This window comes from Algiphilus aromaticivorans DG1253 (assembly GCF_000733765.1).
Taxonomy (GTDB): domain Bacteria; phylum Pseudomonadota; class Gammaproteobacteria; order Nevskiales; family Nevskiaceae; genus Algiphilus; species Algiphilus aromaticivorans.
The window spans coordinates 488,030-506,490 of the sequence record NZ_JPOG01000001.1; the positions used below are offsets into that span (position 1 = coordinate 488,030).

Genomic DNA, 18,461 nt, shown 5'->3' on the forward strand with positions numbered 1-18,461 from the left:
TGGGGGAGAGGGGGTCTCTCTAGGGCGATTGCGCCCCGTCCCCCTCTCCCGCTTGCGGCAGAGCGGTCCGGTCCGGGGCAGGGGGGCAGACCTTCCGAGTCAGTCGACCGTGGTTCGGCTGAGCCTCTGCCCTCTCCCTTGCCCCTCTTCCTGAGGGAGAGGGGTTCTCTCTACGGTGATTGCGCCACGTTCCCCTCTCCCGCTTGCGGGAGAGGGGTTAGGGGAGAGGGCAGAGGGCGAGGGGCGCCGCAGCGCCGCCTTCAGGCCTTCAGCCCCCGGCAGCGCGCCGGAACAGCCGCCGCAGCCTGCCCGGCCCGTAGCCGTGCACGCGCTTGAAGGCCTTCCGGAAGGCGGCTTCGGTCTGGTAGCCGACTTCCTCCATGACGCCGGCAACGCTGGCGCGCGGGTCGCGCAGCATGCGCTCGGCCTGGACCATGCGCCAGCGCGTCAGATAGTCGATGGGGGTGCTGCCGACGACCTCGTTGAAGCGCTGCGCGAAGACGCTGCGTGACATCGCGGCCTCGCTCGCCAGACGCTCCAGGGTCCAGCTCTCTGCCGGTCGCTGATGCATGGCGTCCAGCGCTTTGCGCAGCCTGGGATCTGCCAGTGCCGCGATCAGCCCACGCTGCTCGGCGCCGGAGAAGTAGACGTGGTGGCGCACGACCATGACAAAGAGCGTGTCGGCCAGCCGGTCGAGCACGGGCGCGTGGCCCGGGTCGTGGGTTTCCACTTCGATGAGCATCAGTCGCGCCAGATGCTTGAGTCGGTCGCCGGCGTCTGCGGCGCGGATCACTACCGTCTCCGGCAGTGCATCCAGGATGGGGTTGCGGCGCCCGGAATCAAAGTCAAAGTGCCCGCAGAGCAGCGAAGTGAACACGCCATCGCCGTCCTGCGTCTGGCGCATGCCGCGGTCGTCCGGTGGCTCGTCGTTCGGCCGCAGCACGTGCCAGCTGTCGTGCGGCAGAACGATCAGGTCACCCGCATGCAGCTGTATCGGCTCACCCTGCGTCAGGTGCACCCAGCAGCTGCCGCTGCCGAGGAGGTGGAAGCCTGCGTTTCCATCACCGGCGGTGCCGAATTGATAGTCGCCGCAGACCGAGGGGTGCTCGTAAATGCCCGCGCGCAGGTTATAAGCGCGCAGGATCGTCGAGAGAAGATCCTCTGCCGGGCGATGCGCAACAGCCGCTTGGGTGTCGTCAGCCATGGCGGGATATTGCCTCATCTACTGCGCGCCGAGGGCATGCGGCATGGCGCTGAGTGTCAGGGACGGACGCGCGGACATGGATGCGAGTCGCCAGCCACTGTGCAAGGCCCGCTCGCGGCACTAAATTGCTGTGCATGCCCACAGCAAAAGCGTGCCAATGACGTTACTCCGGAAGCTGCAGTCCCTGCCGGATGCCACGCGCGGTCTCGATTTTCTCGCGCCGCTGGCGCTGCGTCTCTATCTGGCGCCGGTGTTCTGGATGGCGGGTACCAACAAGCTCGACGGCTTGTTGCCCAACGAGAATGCCGTGGCCTGGTTCGGCAACCCGGATTGGGGGCTGGGGCTTCCGGCGCCCTTCCTGATGGCCTTTCTGGCCGCCTGGACGGAGGTGCTCGGCGCGCTCGCCCTGCTCGTTGGTCTGGCGGTGCGCTGGTTCGCCATGCCGCTGATGGCGGTGATGCTGGTGGCGGCCTTCGCCGTGCACTGGGAGAACGGCTGGCAGGCCGTGGCCGATCCCGCGCTGTGTCTATTCAACTGCGAGGCCGCGCAGGAAGCGGTCACGCGTCTCGACGCAGCCAAGAGCATCCTGCGCGAGCACGGCAATTACAGCTGGCTCACTGGGCAAGGGAATTTCGTCATCAGCAATAACGGCATAGAGTGGGCGGCAACCTACTTTGCGATGCTGCTGAGTCTCTTCTTCATGGGTGCCGGCCGCTATCTGAGTGTCGATTACTACATCCGCAAGTCCGTGGGGCACGTATCTGAGTATTAGAAGCTGCTCCAGCAGACGTTTTATCGAGGCAGACCCTCGTTTCACCATCAACAGGAGCAACATCATGAGCAACAAGACGCATTCCCGCCTTTCGAGCTTCGCCGCCACCGTCGGCGGTGCCGCATTCCTGGCCAGCACGGCAGCATCCGCCGGCGTGAGCTTCCAGTCCACCGAGCTCGGCAGCGGCTATCAGAACGGCAGCGCGCCCATCGAACTCGCGGATGCCCACGGCAAGTCCGGCGAGGGCAAGTGCGGTGAAGGCAAATGCGGCGAGTCCAAGGGCCACGACAAGGGTGCCGAAGGCAAGTGCGGTGAAGGTAAGTGTGGCGAATCCAAGGGCGCCGACAAGAAGAGCGGTGAAGGCAAGTGCGGCGAGGGCAAGTGCGGCAGCTGATGCCTAAGTCGTTACATCACGCCTCCGTGCAGGGCACGGGGGTAGGTCTGCGGCGGGCCCTTATGGGCCCGCTGGCAGACGCTACAACCGATGCGCCGGCCTTTCTCGAGACCGCGCCGGAAAACTGGATGGGCATCGGTGGCGCGCTGGGACGCAAGTTCCGCAGCTTTACCGAGCGCTATCCCTTCGTCACGCACGGGCTGTCGCTGGATATCGGCGGGCCGCGCGCGCTGGACGAGGGCCACGTTCGTGGCATCCGGGATTTCCTGGATACGCACGGTATCGCTGACTACAGCGAGCATCTTTCCTATACCGGCGATCACGGTCACCTCTACGACCTGATGCCAATCCCCTTTACCGAGGAGGCCGTGGACTACGTCGCCGCACGCGTGCGGCGGGTCCAGGAGCTTCTCGACCGGCGCATCGCGCTGGAGAACGTTTCCTACTACGCCGCACCGGGCGCCGACATGGCCGAGCACGAGTTCATCACGGCCGTGCTGGAGCGCGCGGACTGCGATCTGCTGCTCGACGTCAACAATGTTTTCGTCAACAGCATCAACGCCGGCTACGACCCGGTCGCCTTCCTGGACCGCCTGCCGCTGGAGCGGGTGCGCTATCTGCACGTCGCCGGGCACTGGACGGAGGACGACAACCTGCGCATCGACACACACGGCGCGCCAGTCTGCGACGAGGTCTTCGCCCTTCTGGACGCGGTCTACGCCCGTCTCGGGCCGGTGCCGACGCTGCTGGAGCGCGACTTCAACATCCCGCCCTGGCCGGAGCTGCATGCGGAGATGATGGCCATCGAGGCCCGCCGTCGCGCGGTGCTTCCCGAAGCTGAAAAACTGGCCCGCTAGACGCTGCCAGCGGCTTGCATTGTGCGCTGCACCACGGTACGGTGTCATCATCTGATGTCACTATCGTGTGGAGCCCATCATGGCCACCAATATCATGCCCGAGCGGCGCGATCTCGATTTCTCCCTGCCGGCCGAGCGCATCTCGGACTGGAACGGCGGCAGCGTCCATCTCTCCCAGTTCATGAACACCTTGTCGCTCTTCTTCCCGGAAGGCGAGCGCATGTTCATCGAGGCCGTCCGCGCTCAGCGCGACCGCATCACCGATCCCGAGCTGCGCAAGGCCGTGACGGCCTTCATCGGCCAGGAAGCCATGCACGGGCGCGAGCACGAGGCCTACAACGAGGCGATCTTTGCCGCCGTGCCCGCAGCCCATGGCATGGAGCGTTTCGTGAGCCGCTTCCTGATGCGGCTGCGAGGCCGGGCGTCGAACACCCATCTGCTCTCGGTCACCATCGCGCTGGAGCACTTCACCGCCATCATGGCGCATGGTCTGCTGAGCGAGCCGCGCATTCTGGAGAATGCCGAGCCGCACTTTGCGGCGATCTGGAACTGGCACGCGCTGGAGGAAACCGAGCACAAGGCGGTGGCCTTCGATGTCTGGGACAGCGTCATGGGTCGCGGCCCGCGCGCCTATCTGCATCGCGCCGCCGGCATGCTGCTGGCGTCGATCCTGTTCTGGGCGCTGGTGACGGTGTTCTATGCCCGCATTCTGCGCGCCGAGGGCAAGCTGACGGACCTGCGCGGCTGGGGCCGCATGTGGCAGGTGCATTTCGGCCGCATCGGTTTCATGCGCAAGATGATCCTGCCCTGGGCCGACTACTTCCGGCCCGGCTTCCACCCCTGGGATCACGACAACAGCCACTTCCTCGAGCAGATGGAAGAATTCGTCGTCGAAGTCGAGCGGCGCAGCGAGACCGCCGCCGCCTGAGGCAAGCATCGGCCGGCGGTTCCCGCCGCCGGTCCTTCGGGGTAGGCTGAGCGGATGATGGAGAGGGAGTTCCAGCATCTGCAGCATGCCTTTGCGGCGCATATCCGCGCGCCCGGCGAGCATGCGCGGCCGGAGCAGGTCGAAGAGCGCCGCATGCGCGTCTACCGCGAACTCGTGCACAGCACCGTATCCGGGCTGGTGGAGAATGCCTTCCCGGTGCTGCGAAGCATCCTGGGCGAAGAACGGTGGGAGGCGCTGATGCGTGCCTTCGTCGCGCAGCACGTGTGCAGCACCCCGCTCTTCCACGAGGTGCCCGGCGAGCTCGTCGCCTTCCTGGAGGCCGGCGAGGGCCTGCCCGCAGGCCTGCCCGATTTCACCACGGAACTGGCCCACTACGAGTGGGTGGAGCTGGCGCTGGCCGTCGATCCCGCCGAGGCCGAGCCGGCATTGGCGGATCCCAACGGCGATCTGCTTGCCGGTGTGCCGGTGCTGTCGCCGCTGGCCTGGCCGCTGGCCTACCGCTATCCCGTGCATCGCATCGCGCTCGACTTCCAGCCGGAAGCCCCGCCCGAGCAGCCGAGCTGGCTGCTGGCCCATCGCACGCGGGGCGACGAGGTGCGCTTCAATGTGCTCAACGCCGTGTCGGCGCGCCTGATCGCGCTGATCGCGACCGCCCCGGCGCCGGGGCGGTCGCTGCTGGAAGGAATCGCCACCGAGGCGGGACAGGCCGACAGCGCCCCCATTGTCGCGGAGGGCGCGAAGCAACTGCGCGCCTGGCGCGAGGCCGACATCCTGCTCGGTACGCGCCACGCCGAGCCCGAGCAGAAGATCCCCGGAGAAGATTCATGAAGGCGAATCGCGAGACACGTATCGGCATTCCGGGCATCGTCGCCACGGTGCTTGCCCTCGGCGTGGTTCCCGCCGCTGCATTGACGCCCTGCGGCGTGGAGGAGATCAGTTGGACCGCCCACGGCCAGAACTTCGATCCCAGCCAGACCCACGCCCCGGGCGGGCCATCACGCCCTGTTTCGGAAGATCGCGTGGCCGTGCGCTGGTGGCCCGACAGGGGGCAGGCCGAACTGCGATGGCAGCTTGGCACGCACTATCCCTTCGCCGCGGATTTCGAGTACCTGGAGCAGCTCAGCCTCGAGGACAGCGTGGTGACCGGTGTCGACGGCTTCCGCGCCCGCGAGGACAGTCTGCCGCCGGCGCGCCGTGCGGCGCGCTTCGCCGATCTGTGGCTGCGCGCGCCGCTGCTCTGGACCGGCGAGGAAGGCGGTCGCAGTCGCGAGATCAGCCTGGCCGGCACGCGCTGGACGCTGTCGGTGGCGCGCGATGCCGCCATGGGCGGCGACAGCGTGCCGCTGGTGGCGCGCGCCCGGGTGAGGAATCCGCCGGGCGGCACCGTGGAGCAGCGCGTGGCCTACGCCGACTGGCGCGACGTCGAGGGCCTGAGCATGCCGACGCGCGTGGAGGTCCGCCTCGACGGCAAGCTGCTGCGCCGCGAGCGGCTCGGCGACATTCGCGTGCGCCGCGCAGAGGTGGTGTCCGAGGATTGCGAACCGCCGCTGCGCCCGGAGTCGGCCGAGGCGCCTGTGTGGGTGCGCGGCCTGACGCACTGGGTGACGCGCCGGTTGGCCATGGGCGCCGGCGCCGAGGCGGATCAGACCGATAATGTCGCGTTGGAGCCGCTCGGTGAAGGAATCTTTCATGTAGTCGGCGGTAGCCACCACGCGCTGCTGATTGTCGACGAAGCGCAGCTGAGCCTGGTAGGTGCGCCGCTGCACCCGGGGCGCAGCGAGAAGCTGCTGCGCGAGCTCGGCGAGCGCTGGCCGGATCGGCCGTTGACGCGCGTCGTCGTCACGCACCATCACAACGACCACAGCGCGGGTCTGCGACCGCTGCTGGGTGAAGGCGTCACCCTCTATGTCGGCGCCGAGGCCGAAGCTTTCTTCGCCGAGGCGCTCGCTGACTTTCCCGACGATGCGGGCTTCAGCATGCAGGCGGTGGGGGCGCGTGAGCGCCTGGACGAGACGGAACGCAGCCTCACCCTGATCAACATCCCCAACGATCACGCCGCCGGTATGCTGGCCGTCCGCGTGGACGACGCCGGCCTGACCTATGTTTCGGATCTGTACTCGCCGGGGCGCGATGTGCAGAATCCGCTGCTGGCGCGACAGTTCCTGCGCGCGCTGGAGTGGCACGGACTGGCCAGCGGCACGCTGGTGGGCGCCCACGGCAGCGGCACCGAGCCCGTATCGGCGCTGGTGGAGTGGGTGAGGGCGCAGCAGGAGAGCGCCGACTAGGCCTTCGGCTCGGACGATTGGGCACGCGCGGCGGCCGAATGCAACTGGGCGGGGCACGCGGGACGTAATAGGCTCGCCTTCATCATTCAGAGGATCCCGCCGATGGCCGATTCCCAGCCGATTCACGACGCCGTGCGCGACTACTACAGCCGCGTGCTGTCCTCCTCCGCCGATCTGAAGACCAGCGCCTGCTGCACGGCCGACGCCATGCCGGGGTATCTGCGCGCGCTGCTGGCCAATGTCCACGACGAGGTCAAGGATCGTTACTACGGCTGTGGCACACCGGTGCCGCCGGCGCTGGCTGGTGCCACCGTGCTCGATCTCGGCTGCGGCACGGGGCGCGACGTCTACATGCTCGCCCAGCTTGTCGGGCCGGAAGGGCGCGTCATCGGTGTCGACATGACCGAGGAGCAGCTGGCCGTCGCGCGCCGCCATCAGGCCTGGCATGCGGACGCGCTGGGCTACGACAGTGTCGCATTCCACTACGGCACCATCGAGGATCTGGCCGCGGCCGGCATCAAGGACGCCTAGGTGGACCTGATTGTCAGCAACTGCGTGGTGAATCTCTCACCGGACAAGCCGCGCGTGCTGGCCGAGGCCTTCCGCGTGCTCAAGCCCGGTGGCGAGCTGTATTTCTCCGATGTGTTCGCTGATCGCCGCGTGCCGGAGCATCTCGCGGCTGATCCGGTGCTGCTCGGAGAATGCCTGGGCGGGGCGCTCTACGGCGAGGACTTCCGCCGCATCATGGCCGGCATCGGCTGTGCTGACGTGCGCACCGTGTCGAGCACGCCCATCGAGCTGCACGACGAGGCCATTCACCACAAGATCGGTCACGTCGGCCTCAGCTCGCGCACCATTCGCGCCTTCAAGCTGGATCTCGAGGACCGCTGCGAGGACTACGGCCAGGTGGCCACCTACAAGGGCACCATCAGCGAAGCCCCGCACGCCTTCGTCCTCGACGACCATCACCGCCTGGAGGCGGGGCGGCCCATGCTCGTCTGCGGCAACACCGCCGACATGCTGGCCAGGACCCGCTACGCCCCGCACTTCGAGGTAACCGGCGACAAGTCCGTGCATTTCGGGCTCTTCGACTGCGCCAGCCCGGCACCGACAACGGCCAGCAGCGGCGCCGCCTGCTGCTAGGGCGTCATCAGCGCGCCAGTTCGGGGAAGTTCTCCGGGCGATTGAGGCGCCAGTCGTATTCGATGAAGTCGATGGCGCTGGTGCTGCGGATCTTCTCGGCGGTGGGGGCATCGGCAAAGCGCAGCAGCCAGTCGCGGATAGCGTCGGCCTCGGCGCGATAGTCCGCCGCGTACCACTCGAAGAGCTGCGTCAGCAGCAGCGTGTCGCCGTCGCGCTGCAGGTGATAGGGCGTGCTCAGCGCGCGGCGGGTGTTCTCGTCCAGCAGGGCATCGACGTTGTCGGCCGTGTAGATTCCGCTTCGCAGCGGCGGGCAGCCGACCGAAGCGCAGTTGACGGCGAAGTGCACGCGCGCGTCCTTCCAGCCGCGCTCGGCATAGTCGTCGCCGAGCAGGACCCCCTTCTCGATGTTGTCGAGGCTGTAGTTTCGCCCGCCGACGGCGAACAGTTTGCGGCTGAAGACCTTGTAGGGATTGAAGAAGCTGCCGTATTCCTTGACGCTATCTACCGGGGCGCCGTTGATCGGATTCTCCAGAATGTGCTGGAGCATGAAGAAGTTGTAGGCGTTGATCCAGAAGGCGGTGGCGGCCAGGCGGTCTTCCAGCTGCTCGGGATCAAATTCAGCCAGCGCTTCCTTTTGCTTCCCGAGCCGCTCGTCGGTAGCCGGGTCGGCCATCGCCGCGTCGTAGTCGAAGGCAGAGACCAGTCCGCCACCGTCCAACTTCTTTTCGATGAGATGGGCATCGAGGATCTGTTGGTAGGGCGCGTACAAGCCTTCGAGATCGGGGGCGTCGGCGGCCGGAAGTGTTGTCGGCAGAAGCAGGGCCGTCGTCAAGCCGGTGGAGCGAAGAAAAGCGCGCATAGATATCTTCCCTTTGGAACCACCTTGCAGTGTGTGCTCGCCCGGGCGACTTCACCAGCGGTGACGATCCGTGTTTCATGCGCGTATGGCTGTTCGCCTACGGCATTGGCATCCGGAAAGCATGTGCAATCGTCTGGACTGGTGGCGACACGCGGATCGGGGCCCCAAGCTTTCCGGCCTATCAAGAAAAGGGGATCATCGAATGCAGGCACGAATGCAGGATATCTGGAAGAGTTATCGCAGCCTCCCGACGTGGGTGCAGATCTGGGTGGCGCTGATCCTGGTGCCGGTCAACGCCGCCGCCTTCTTCCTGCTCGATACCTGGCTCGGCGTGGCCACAGCGATTGCCGCGATCTTCGTCGTGCTGACGAACGCGCCCATCATGTGGGTCTGTCGCGGCATGAGCCGGCTGATGTCGGTGCCGCACCTCTTTGCCTGGATTCCGCTGCAGATCCTCATCCCCATTCGCCTGGCCGAGATGGTGGGCAGCCGACCCGTCTCCGATGCGGAATGGGCCTTCGGCATCGCTCTTTTCGTGATCAACGGCATCTCGCTGGTCTTCGATGTGATCGATTCCTTCCGTTGGCTGCGTGGTGAGCGTGAGGTGCCAGGCCTGGAGTGACGGGCGATTCGGCAGTGGGCTGCCCAGCGCTCATTGATCGCGCGACAGCAGCCCGAGGTTGGCGACCACGAAGGGTGTGACGATGTTCATCGCCACCTGCAGCCAGGTCAGCCCGCCGAAACTGCCCGACACTAGCGCCGGACCCTGGTTGACGGCGGTCAACCAGGTACCGACGGCCAGTGCGATCGCGCCCGTACGCCGCAGATGCGGCGGGTGCAGCATCCGCCCAATGGTGCGCCGCGCGCTCACCCCGCGGACTTGCGACCGTCCCAGGCCAGCAGTGTGTCGTGCTTACGCAGCCAGAAAAGCGCGATGCAGGCTGCCAGCATCGGCCAGGCGGCGAAGAAGAGCAGGTTGTTGAAGGCGTCGAAGTACTGAGCGTAGCTCGACAGCGTCGATACGGCGTGCATCGCCAGCACGAGGCCGTAGGTCACGGTCCGGAAGGCTCCGGCCAGGAAAGCCAGCACGACCACGAGCTGTAGCAGGCCGATCATCATGAGCGCCGCAGCGCCGGCGCCTTCGATGCCGTAGAAATTCGCAAATACCGCACCGGCGTGGTCCGGGTTGATCAGCTTGTCGATGGTCCACATGACCATCACGATGAATATGCCGAGGCGCAGCAGCAGCAGGCTGCCGCGCAGCGCGGTGGCATCGACTTCGATCTTCAAAGTTTGTCCTCGCGGCGGTTTTCTGGCTTTGTACTGCGAAACCCAGGCTGGCCCCTCTGCGCCCGGCTGACCAGTGCTGAGCGTACGACCCGTATGCGCCGGCGTCCCGGGAAATCGTCGGGGGGCGCGCGGGGACTTCGGACGCGTGGGCAGCTTCGACGGACGCCCGGCAGTGGGTTTGCCGGCAGCCGCCGGGTAGCATGCTGGCAATTGCACGCCAACAAGGAGCCCTCGGCATGAACCGGGCCCGCTGGATTCTCGTTCTCGTCATTCTCGCCGCCATCGCGAGCTACTTCTTCCTCGATCTCGGCCGCTTCCTCAGCTTCGAGCGTCTGCAGGACGCGCGCGGCGATATCGTGGCCGCGCGTGACGCCGCGCCCATTCTCTTCTCGGCCGGCTATTTCCTGATCTACGTGGTGGTTACGGCGCTTTCGCTGCCGGGCGCAGCGATCATGACGCTGGCGGGCGGTGCGGTCTTCGGTCTCGGCTGGGGTCTGCTGCTGGTGAGCTTTGCCTCTTCCATCGGCGCGACGCTGGCCTTCCTGGTGGCGCGCTTCCTGGCGCGCGACGCCGTGCAGAAGCGCTATCGCCAGCGGCTGGCGGCCATCAACAAGGGTGTGGAGCGCGAGGGGGCCTTCTATCTCTTCACGCTGCGGCTGGTCCCGGTCTTTCCCTTCTTCCTCATCAATATCGTCATGGCCCTGACGCCGATGAAGACCTGGACCTTCTACTGGGTATCGCAGCTCGGCATGCTGGCCGGCACGGCGGTCTATGTGAACGCCGGCACGCAGATCGGACAGCTGGAAGGGCTCGGCGGGATCCTGTCGCCGGGGCTGATCGGCTCCTTCGTGCTGCTCGGCATTTTCCCGCTCCTTGCCAAGAAGATCATCGACGCGGTCAAGGCGCGCCGGGTCTACCGCAACTACAGCAAGCCGAAGCATTTCGACCGCAACCTCATCGTCATCGGTGGTGGCAGCGCCGGCCTGGTTTCGGCCTACATCGCTGCCGCGGTCAAGGCCGAGGTGACGCTGGTGGAGAAGGGCAAGATGGGGGGCGATTGCCTGAACACCGGCTGCGTGCCCTCGAAGTCGCTGATCCGCACGGCGCGGCTGCTCACCGATGCCCGGCGCAGCGCCGAGCTGGGCGTGCGTCAGCTTCAGGCCGATTTCCATTTCCCGGATGCGATGGATCGCGTGCAGCGCGTCATCAAGGCCATCGAGCCGCACGACTCGGTGGAGCGTTACACCGATCTCGGTGTCGACGTCGTGCAGGGCGAGGCCAGGCTGGTCGATCCCTGGACCGTGGATATCACCCGCCATGACGGCCAGAGGCAGCGGCTGACCGCGCGCCACATCATCCTCGCCACCGGCGCCGAGCCGGCGCTGCCGCCGATTCCGGGGCTGGATCAGGTCGAGGCGCTGACCTCGGACAATCTCTGGGAGCTGCGCGAACTGCCGAAGCGTCTGGTGGTGCTCGGCGGTGGCCCGATCGGCTGCGAGATGGCGCAGACCTTTCAGCGCCTGGGCAGCCAGGTGACGCAGGTCGAGATGGGCCCGCGCCTGATGCCGCGCGAGGACGTCGAATTCGGTGAGATGGTCGCGACCCGCTTCGCCGAGGAAGGCATGGACCTGCGGCTACAGACCCAGGCCAAGGAAATCGTCGTCAGCGATGGTCAGCCCGAGCTGCTTGTCGAGAACGCCGACGGCTCGGAGGCACGTATCGCCTTCGACCGCATCCTCGTGGCGGTGGGACGCGCCGCGCGGCTGAAGGGCTACGGCCTGGAAGAGCTGGGAATCACGGCCAACAAGACCATCGAGGTCGATGACTACCTGCGCACCAGCGTGCCCAACATCTTCGCGGTGGGTGATGTCGCCGGCCCGTACCAGTTCACGCACACCGCCGCGCACATGGCGTGGTTCGCCACCGTCAACGCGCTCTTCGGCAGCTTCAAGAAGTTCCGCGTCGACTATTCGGTGATCCCATGGGCTACCTTCACCGACCCGGAGGTCGCGCGCGTCGGGTTGTCCGAGACCGAGGCTGCCGAGCAGGGCCATGACTTCGAGGTGACCACCTACGGCATCGACGATCTCGACCGTGCCATCGCCGACAGCGACGCCTACGGGCAGGTGAAGGTCGTGACGCTCAAGGGCAGCGACAAGATCCTGGGTGTGACCATCGCCGGCCCGCACGCCGGCGACCTCATCGCCGAGTACGTACTCGCCATGAAGCACGGCATCGGCCTCAACAAGATCCTGGGCACCATTCACATCTATCCCACGCTCTCCGAGGCCAACAAGTTCGCGGCTGGGCAGTGGAAGCAGGCGCACAAGCCCGAAAAGCTGCTCGAGTGGGTGGGCCGCTTCCATCGCTGGATGCGAGGCTGAGCCGCTAGGTGCCACGCGCCTCCCAGCGGCGGATGGTTGCCAGCGCGGTGTCGAGGGAACTGCAGTAGCCGAGCCGCCCCGGTTGTTTGCGGATGCCGGCACGGCGCAGCTTGGCGATGATGCGCGTCGGCAGGCCGACGAAGATCAGCGCCACGCCGTGCTGCTGCATCTCGTCGATGATGCTGCGCAGCGTCACGATGGCAGTGGCATCCATGCTGGGCACATCGTGCATGTCCACGATCGCGGTGCGCACTTCCGGGTCGACCATGCGCAGGGTGCTCAGCGCCTTCTCGGCCGCTGCGAAGAAGAGTGGGCCGTTGACGTCGTAGAGGGCGACCGAATCCGGCACGCGTGTCGTTGTGGCCGCCCCTTCCTGCCGCACGCGGTCGGCGCTGGTCAGCAGCGCCATCCGCCGGATGAACAGAGCAGCGGCCAATCCGATACCCACCGCCACGGCCAGCACCATGTCGAAAAGCACCGTCAGCCCGAAGCAGGTAACGAGAACCAGGACATCGCCCGGCGGCGCCGAGCGCAGCGTGTGCAGGAAGTGCCGCGCCTCGCTCATGTTCCAGGCAACGACGAAGAGCAGTGCGGCCAGCGCGCTCATCGGTACCAGGCCGAGCAGGGGCGCCAGCAGCAGCATGGCAAGCAGCACGACCAGCGAATGCACTATCGCGGCGATGGGCGACTGCGCGCCGCTTCGGATACCGGTTGCCGTGCGCGCGATGGCGGCGGTGGCGGTGATGCCGCCGAAGAAGGGCGCGGCGAGATTGCTCAGGCCCTGGCCGATGAGTTCGCCATTGGAGTCGTGACGTGTGCGCGTCATCCCGTCGGCGACTACCGAGCACAGTAGCGACTCGATGGCCGCCAGCATGGCGATGGCAAAGGCGGGGCCCGCCAAGTCCCGGATCAGCGCGAAGTCCACCACCAGCGGCGCGCCGTCGGCACCGGGAAGGCGCCAGGGCAGGACGAAGCCTGGCGCAAGCGGTGGGATGCCGGAGCCGCTGCGTCCCTCGGCCGTCCACTCGAATTGGGAGGCGATGGTTGCCACGGGCGCATCGCCGGCCTGCATCGCGTTGAAGAACCAGGCCGCGACAGCTCCCACTGCCAGACCGGCCAGGGGGGCCGGCACGGGCAGCTGCAGTCTCGGCCACAGCAACAGTGTGGCCAGCGTGATCACTCCTGTAGCCAGGGTCAGTGGCTCCAGCTCGGGCAGGCTGCGACCGATGCTGGCGAGGCCGGAGAGAAAGTGCCCCGCACCTTCGCCGTCAGCAATGCCCAGGAATTGCGGCACCTGCAGCACCGCGATGACCAGGGCGATGCCCGCCGTGAAGCCGAGCACGACCGGGTAGGGAATGAACTGCACAAGGCGTCCCATGCCGCTGGCGCCCAGTGCGACGAGGATGAGCCCCGCCATCAGCGTAGCCACCAGCAGGCCGCCGATGCCGTACTCGGCGACGATGGGGAAGAGGATGACGACGAAGGCGGCGGTCGGGCCGGTGACGTTGAAGCGCGCGCCCCCGGTCAGCGCGGCGACCGCGCCGGCGACGATGGCCGTGTACAGCCCGTGCTGCGGCGGCACACCGGTGGCGATGGCCAGCGCCATGGATAAAGGGATGGCAACGGTGCCTACCGTGATGCCTGCCAGCACATCGCGGCGCAGCGTGGCGATGCCGTATCCGGCCTTCAGGCTGGCGCGCAGCGCCGTGAATAGCGGTGGAAAAGACATGGCGACCCCGTCAAGCCTATTGTCCCCGCCGTTCTGGTGCTCTAAGTCGTAGCGACGGGGCGCGAAGCATAACGCTCAGCCTTCTTCGATAGCGCTGGGGCGCGCCTCGTCCCGCGGCCATCATCGCACCGGTTCAGTCCGAGCCGGCGGCCTCGTGGATGAGGTCATAGATAAAACTCAGCTTGCGTTTGACCGGGGTCGAGAGCACGAAGGGGTAGAAATCCGGCTGGCCGAGAGAGCGGTTGAGGCAGTTGAGGGCGACGGTCAACGGCACCCAGTCAGCCAGCAGATCAGCGATCGTGCCGTGCTTATAGGGATTCGCTTCGATCTGATGCTCCGACGCCCCCGGCCCATGACCACGCACGGTCATGCCGAAGGCATGGGCGGTCTCCAGCGCGTCGATCATGTGCACGTAGTGCGCCCAGGTTTCAGCGAAGTCCTCCCACGGGTGGGCGGCCGCATAGGCCGAAATATAGCTCTTGCGCCAGCCGGTAGGCGGCCCCTGCGAGTAGTGCGCCTGCAGGGCGGCGTCGTAACGCGCCCGCTCATCGCCGAAGACGGCGCGGAAGGCCTCCAGCTTCCCGGCGTCGCGAACCAGAATCTCCCAGTAGAAATGCCCCACCTCGTGCCGCATGTGGCCGATCAGTGTCCGGTAGGGCTCACCGAGTTTGCTGCGCCGCGCCTCGCGCTCGGCGTCGTCGGCCTCTGCGATGTTGACGGTGATCAGACCGCCCGCGTGGCCCGTTAGAACGGGCGCGTCCGGACCCGCCTCGGCGAGGAAGTCGAAGGCCAGCCCATTCGGGGATTCCGCTTGCGTTGGCCGCGGCAGCCGCCATTTCAGAAGCGAATAGAACAGGTAACGCTTGGCGAGCTCGATGTTGCGCCATCGGGCCGCGTTCACGGGCGCCTGCAGATCGGGGACCGTCCGATTGTGGCGGCAGGCGAGGCAGAACGCCCCCGCGCCCGGCGCCACCAGCCAGTTGCATCGGGCCGACTCGCGGTTGGCGCAGGGCACGTGCGCGTCGGACTCGCCCGGCGCCGGCAGCGGCAGAAAGACCTCCCGCTCGGGTGCGTAGCCAACCTGCGTGCCGCAGGACAGGCAGGCGAAGTTGTCGAAATGCAGCTCGACTGGGCAGACGGGACAGTCGAAGCGCTGCATAGAGGGTCTCTCCGATTCCTGCGATGGGCGAGGGTATGGCGCAGCCGACGGCGCGCGCCCGGCAGCGGCAAGTCTGCCACTGCGGAGCTCCCGCGGATGAACAATGCGTCTTCTTCAATCAGCGCGTCACAGAATACGACGTCGTGTCTCGGCCTGATGTTCTCGAGGCTACTTAAGTGCAAGTGCAGTGCCGGTAATCCACCTAGCGATGCTGGAAACCGAACGGTAGGTGCCAGCTCATCCAGCTTTGCTGGGCCGGCTGGCCGCATCTCCGTGTCGGGGGTCTGTCGCCGCGTGCGATCGATGCGTTGCGTATCCTTCTCCCATGTCAGACGCCCTCACAAGCGAGCAAAAAGAGACCCTCAAGGTGGCGCTTTCCGATCTCGAGGCGCAGCTGCGCGCGGCGCTGACTGACAGCGAGGCAGGCGCCAGCACGGTAGAGCTGGACCAGACCCGTGTCGGCCGCGTTTCGCGCGGCGACGCCTTGCAGCAGCAAGCCATGGCTCAGGCCGGCCAGCGCGTTCTGCAGGAGCGGCTGAGGGCCGTACGCATAGCGCGTCAGCGCATGGAAAGCGGCGACTACGGCTACTGCCTGGAGTGCGACGAGCCCATCGCCTACGGTCGTCTGCAGCGCCAGCCCGAGGTCGCCTATTGCGTGAGCTGCCAGAGCGCGCGCGAGGCTTAGCGCCAAAGCTGTCACGAAATCGTCATGTAAATGTCATCTTGGCGTCGCCGAGCCTTCCTAGGCTGCGCGCATGAGCGAGAAGACCGGCAAGCGTTACCGCACGATCTGGATCTCCGATCTGCATCTGGGCACGCCCGGTTGCAAGGCCGAGCACCTGGTGGATTTCCTCAAGGCGCATGAGTGCGAGACGCTGTATCTGGTCGGCGACATTATCGACGGCTGGCAGCTCTCCGGCGGCTGGTACTGGCCGCAGGAGCACAGCAACGTCATTCGCAAGCTGCTGACCAAGGCCAAGCGCGGCACGCAGATCTACTACGTTACCGGCAACCACGACGAGTTTCTGCGCCGCTTCGTCGGCTTCGGGCTGTCGATGGGCAACATCGAAGTGGTCGACGAGCACATCCACAAGACGGCCGACGGGTGCCAGCTGCTGATCGTGCACGGTGACGCCTTCGATGTCATCACGCGTTACCACAAGTGGATCGCCATGGCGGGCGACACCCTCTACGTCAACGCCATGCGCATCAACCACCACGTCAATCGCGTGCGCCGACGACTGGGCATGCCCTACTGGTCGCTCTCGGCCTACGCCAAGGAGCGTGTGAAGTCGGCGGTCAACATCGTTTCCGACTTCGAGGAATCAGTCGCCCACGAATGCCGGCGCCGCGGTCTCGACGGCGTCGTCTGCGGCCACATCCACCACGCCGAGCAGCGCGACATCGAGGGCGTGACCTACATGAACTGCGGCGACTGGGTCGAGTCCTGCACGGCGCTGGCCGAGAACTTCGACGGCAGCGTCGAGATTCTGCGCTGGGTGGATTTCAATACGCTCAATCTGGCGCCGGCGCGGGATGGGGTGGTGGAGCCGTTGCGGGAGACGGCTTCGGCTTAGCCGCTGGAGCTTTGGCCGCTGTGTCTTGCGGTTCCGCGTCGTGGACTGGCAGTGTGAGAGGCTCGACGGCTCCCTGTTGATAGCAGGGTGCTCCGGGGTTCCGCGCCTCGGAAGCTCGGCGCTACCGCTTATAGCCCCGCGACTGGCGCGGGTTCCTTTCTCTGCTTGTCCAGAGAAAGGAACGGTGGATTCCAAGCCCAAGTGCAACACCGCTGGTTATCAATGTTGTGTTGTTGCATAGGCGGCCTCGAAGAAGACCTCAGCCGGTGTCCGAAAGCCCAGCGATTTGCGCGGTCGGTTGTTGAGCTGCCAGGCAATGGCGTCGAGTTCGCGCTGGGTGTAGTTCGACAGGACCTGGCCCTTGGGCAGGTACTGGCGGAGCAAGCCGTTGGTGTTTTCGTTGATGCCCCGCTGCCAGGGACTGTTCGGATCGGCGAAGTAGATGCTGAGGCCGGTGCGCTCAGCCAGCTCGCTGTGGCGCGCCATTTCCTTGCCCTGGTCATAGGTCAGGGTGCGCCGCTGCGCCTCAGGCAGGGCATTGAAGGTCGTGCTGAATCCCTCCAAGGCGGCCTCGGCGGTGCAGCCCTCCATCTTGGCGAGCATCACGAACAAGGAGTGGCGGTCCACCAGCGTGCCAATCGCCGATTGATTGCGGCGCCCGACGATGAAGTCGCCTTCCCAATGCCCCGGCACCAGCCGGTCTTCAGCTTCCGGCGGGCGCACATGGATGCTGACCATATCCGCGAGCCGGCCGCGCCGATCCCGACCTTGGCGGCGCTTGCGCCCGGTGCGATGCCCTTGTCGCAGCAGCGACGTCAGCTCGCGCCGAAGCTGGCCACGCGGTGTGGCGTAGATCGCGGTGTAGATCGTTTCGTGCGACACCCCACCCAGTCTGCCGGCGATCTGTTCCGGGGACCAACCGCGATGCAGACGCTCCACTACCTGTGGCCAGAGCGCGCCTGTTCGGGCCAGCTTGCGTTCGACGCGCGGCTTGCGGCGCAACCGGCGGGCGCGCCGGCCTGCGCTCGACGCGTCGTACCGGGGGATCTTGCGCGGCCGCCCCTTGAGCGGCTCCGATGCCTGCAGATAGCCGTTGCGCCGAAGCTCCCGCTGGACTGTGCTCGGCGACCGGCCAATAGCTTCAGCGACCCGACGCATGCTCGATCCGCCCAGGATCATCGCCATGATCGTGCCTCGTTCCTCTGCGCCCAAGTGTCGATAGTGAATCCCCACAGCACACCTCCTTGGCTGGAAGTGTTGCACTTGCGGCTTGAATCCAAGAACCAAAGAGAGGACACCTCGACACCAGCGCCGGCCCTGTCGGGCCGGTTCCCTCCACGCCGGGCGTGCTCGGGGTCGCATTGAGCGGCATCCTTGCCGCGCAATGCTCGGCCGGCCATCCCTGGCCGGCCGCCGCCTGCGCTCGCTCGACGCTCCGGCGCTGGTGTAGGGGGCATCGAAGCGACGAGCCAGAGCAAAATGTGCCCTTTGAGGGTGGCCGGCTCGAATGGCGCGCGCAGGGGTCGCGAGACAGGAAGTCGAGCGAGGGCGACCAGGCCATGGATGGCCTGTTCGCCCGTGCCCCGAGCACGGCATCCGAGACGGGAACCTGTCGCGGCGAAGCCGCGGCAGGCCACCCGGCGGGCACCATGGCTTTGGTTCCTTTGGCCGTAACCAAAGGAACCCGCGCCGGTCGCGTGGCGACATTCGATAGCGCCGACGTTATGAAGCGCGGAACCCGCGAGCACGCTGCTCTGATAGGAGATTCGGAATATCCCCGGCGTCTGTTGGCCAGCGCGGCGCTATCAGGGCGCGGAACCTTGGGCGGAAAGGGTTCGAAGAGACCCGCTTGTCCACGT

At 66.4% G+C, this 18,461-nt stretch carries 17 protein-coding genes and 1 pseudogene; 11 read left to right on the forward strand and 7 right to left on the reverse strand.

Translation table 11 applies throughout. The features are described 5' to 3' along the window. Window positions 1-268 precede the first annotated feature (268 nt). Window positions 269-1,222 (reverse strand): AraC family transcriptional regulator, encoded by a 954-nt coding sequence (locus U743_RS02315; RefSeq protein ID WP_198021888.1) that lies wholly within the window; start codon window positions 1,220-1,222, stop codon window positions 269-271. 139 nt (window positions 1,223-1,361) lie between these two features. Between U743_RS02315 and U743_RS02320 the strand changes: the two genes are divergently transcribed. From U743_RS02320 to U743_RS19230, 7 genes and pseudogenes are all read left to right on the forward strand, one after another. After that, window positions 1,362-1,976 (forward strand): HvfX family Cu-binding RiPP maturation protein, encoded by a 615-nt coding sequence (locus tag U743_RS02320; protein WP_043765222.1) that lies wholly within the window; start codon window positions 1,362-1,364, stop codon window positions 1,974-1,976. Window positions 1,977-2,040: 64 nt separating this feature from the next. Next, the gene (locus tag U743_RS02325; protein WP_043765223.1) at window positions 2,041-2,370 is read left to right on the forward strand and encodes an HvfA family oxazolone/thioamide-modified RiPP metallophore; all 330 of its coding nucleotides are present in this window, start codon (window positions 2,041-2,043) and stop codon (window positions 2,368-2,370) included. Further along, window positions 2,370-3,227, forward strand: a complete 858-nt coding sequence (locus U743_RS02330) for an HvfB family MNIO-type RiPP peptide maturase (RefSeq protein ID WP_043770779.1) — start codon at window positions 2,370-2,372, stop codon at window positions 3,225-3,227. Before U743_RS02325 ends, U743_RS02330 begins: the two co-directional genes overlap by 1 nt. Before the next feature lie 79 nt (window positions 3,228-3,306). Continuing rightward, the gene (locus U743_RS02335; protein WP_043765224.1) at window positions 3,307-4,155 is read left to right on the forward strand and encodes a metal-dependent hydrolase; all 849 of its coding nucleotides are present in this window, start codon (window positions 3,307-3,309) and stop codon (window positions 4,153-4,155) included. Between the two features lie 54 nt (window positions 4,156-4,209). After that, a complete protein-coding gene (locus tag U743_RS02340; RefSeq protein WP_052367441.1) occupies window positions 4,210-5,004 on the forward strand; it encodes an HvfC family RiPP maturation protein in 795 nt (264 codons plus the stop codon). Then, window positions 5,001-6,461, forward strand: a complete 1,461-nt coding sequence (locus U743_RS02345) for an MBL fold metallo-hydrolase (RefSeq protein ID WP_043765226.1) — start codon at window positions 5,001-5,003, stop codon at window positions 6,459-6,461. The genes U743_RS02340 and U743_RS02345 overlap by 4 nt, the downstream gene beginning before the upstream one ends. Window positions 6,462-6,563: 102 nt before the next feature. Further along, a pseudogene (locus U743_RS19230) lies at window positions 6,564-7,604 on the forward strand (methyltransferase domain-containing protein). A gap of 7 nt (window positions 7,605-7,611) precedes the next feature. On the opposite strand, the gene U743_RS02355 reads toward U743_RS19230, so the two are convergent. Further along, window positions 7,612-8,463, reverse strand: a complete 852-nt coding sequence (locus U743_RS02355; RefSeq protein ID WP_043765227.1) for a DUF547 domain-containing protein — start codon at window positions 8,461-8,463, stop codon at window positions 7,612-7,614. A 202-nt stretch (window positions 8,464-8,665) separates the two neighbouring features. On the opposite strand from U743_RS02355, the gene U743_RS02360 reads away from it, so the two are divergent. Then, window positions 8,666-9,085 (forward strand): hypothetical protein, encoded by a 420-nt coding sequence (locus tag U743_RS02360; protein ID WP_052367442.1) that lies wholly within the window; start codon window positions 8,666-8,668, stop codon window positions 9,083-9,085. A gap of 30 nt (window positions 9,086-9,115) precedes the next feature. On the opposite strand, the gene U743_RS02365 is transcribed toward U743_RS02360, so the two are convergent. Both U743_RS02365 and U743_RS02370 read right to left on the reverse strand, forming a co-directional pair. Next, window positions 9,116-9,334, reverse strand: a complete 219-nt coding sequence (locus tag U743_RS02365) for a hypothetical protein (RefSeq protein WP_198021891.1) — start codon at window positions 9,332-9,334, stop codon at window positions 9,116-9,118. Next, window positions 9,331-9,681, reverse strand: a complete 351-nt coding sequence (locus U743_RS02370) for a hypothetical protein (RefSeq protein ID WP_408607393.1) — start codon at window positions 9,679-9,681, stop codon at window positions 9,331-9,333. The genes U743_RS02365 and U743_RS02370 overlap by 4 nt, the downstream gene beginning before the upstream one ends. A 308-nt stretch (window positions 9,682-9,989) precedes the next feature. Here U743_RS02370 and U743_RS02375 point away from each other — a divergent pair, with 308 nt between their 5' ends. After that, window positions 9,990-12,137, forward strand: a complete 2,148-nt coding sequence (locus U743_RS02375) for an FAD-dependent oxidoreductase (protein ID WP_043765230.1) — start codon at window positions 9,990-9,992, stop codon at window positions 12,135-12,137. 4 nt (window positions 12,138-12,141) lie between these two features. On the opposite strand, the gene dauA is transcribed toward U743_RS02375, so the two are convergent. Both dauA and U743_RS02385 read right to left on the reverse strand, forming a co-directional pair. Next, complete coding sequence (gene dauA, locus U743_RS02380; protein WP_043765232.1) at window positions 12,142-13,866, reverse strand: C4-dicarboxylic acid transporter DauA; 1,725 nt, start codon at window positions 13,864-13,866, stop codon at window positions 12,142-12,144. A gap of 133 nt (window positions 13,867-13,999) precedes the next feature. Further along, complete coding sequence (locus U743_RS02385; protein ID WP_043765234.1) at window positions 14,000-15,025, reverse strand: zinc-binding metallopeptidase family protein; 1,026 nt, start codon at window positions 15,023-15,025, stop codon at window positions 14,000-14,002. Window positions 15,026-15,392: 367 nt separating this feature from the next. On the opposite strand from U743_RS02385, the gene U743_RS02390 reads away from it, so the two are divergent. Both U743_RS02390 and U743_RS02395 read left to right on the forward strand, forming a co-directional pair. Next, the gene (locus U743_RS02390) at window positions 15,393-15,710 is read left to right on the forward strand and encodes a TraR/DksA family transcriptional regulator (RefSeq protein ID WP_043765236.1); all 318 of its coding nucleotides are present in this window, start codon (window positions 15,393-15,395) and stop codon (window positions 15,708-15,710) included. 70 nt (window positions 15,711-15,780) lie between these two features. Continuing rightward, complete coding sequence (locus U743_RS02395) at window positions 15,781-16,602, forward strand: UDP-2,3-diacylglucosamine diphosphatase (RefSeq protein ID WP_043765238.1); 822 nt, start codon at window positions 15,781-15,783, stop codon at window positions 16,600-16,602. Window positions 16,603-16,821: 219 nt separating this feature from the next. Here U743_RS02395 and U743_RS02400 read toward each other — a convergent pair whose 3' ends face one another. After that, complete coding sequence (locus U743_RS02400; protein WP_043770791.1) at window positions 16,822-17,829, reverse strand: IS30 family transposase; 1,008 nt, start codon at window positions 17,827-17,829, stop codon at window positions 16,822-16,824. Window positions 17,830-18,461 lie beyond the last annotated feature (632 nt).

Coding starts and splice junctions, on each gene's coding strand:
- U743_RS02315 (WP_198021888.1), bottom strand. CDS start 1,222: ATGAGGCAATATCCCGCCATGGCTGACGACACCCAAGCGGCTGTTGCG.
- U743_RS02320 (WP_043765222.1), top strand. CDS start 1,362: ATGACGTTACTCCGGAAGCTGCAGTCCCTGCCGGATGCCACGCGCGGT.
- U743_RS02325 (WP_043765223.1), top strand. CDS start 2,041: ATGAGCAACAAGACGCATTCCCGCCTTTCGAGCTTCGCCGCCACCGTC.
- U743_RS02330 (WP_043770779.1), top strand. CDS start 2,370: ATGCCTAAGTCGTTACATCACGCCTCCGTGCAGGGCACGGGGGTAGGT.
- U743_RS02335 (WP_043765224.1), top strand. CDS start 3,307: ATGGCCACCAATATCATGCCCGAGCGGCGCGATCTCGATTTCTCCCTG.
- U743_RS02340 (WP_052367441.1), top strand. CDS start 4,210: ATGATGGAGAGGGAGTTCCAGCATCTGCAGCATGCCTTTGCGGCGCAT.
- U743_RS02345 (WP_043765226.1), top strand. CDS start 5,001: ATGAAGGCGAATCGCGAGACACGTATCGGCATTCCGGGCATCGTCGCC.
- U743_RS02355 (WP_043765227.1), bottom strand. CDS start 8,463: ATGCGCGCTTTTCTTCGCTCCACCGGCTTGACGACGGCCCTGCTTCTG.
- U743_RS02360 (WP_052367442.1), top strand. CDS start 8,666: ATGCAGGCACGAATGCAGGATATCTGGAAGAGTTATCGCAGCCTCCCG.
- U743_RS02370 (WP_408607393.1), bottom strand. CDS start 9,681: ATGGTCATGTGGACCATCGACAAGCTGATCAACCCGGACCACGCCGGT.
- U743_RS02375 (WP_043765230.1), top strand. CDS start 9,990: ATGAACCGGGCCCGCTGGATTCTCGTTCTCGTCATTCTCGCCGCCATC.
- dauA (WP_043765232.1), bottom strand. CDS start 13,866: ATGTCTTTTCCACCGCTATTCACGGCGCTGCGCGCCAGCCTGAAGGCC.
- U743_RS02385 (WP_043765234.1), bottom strand. CDS start 15,025: ATGCAGCGCTTCGACTGTCCCGTCTGCCCAGTCGAGCTGCATTTCGAC.
- U743_RS02395 (WP_043765238.1), top strand. CDS start 15,781: ATGAGCGAGAAGACCGGCAAGCGTTACCGCACGATCTGGATCTCCGAT.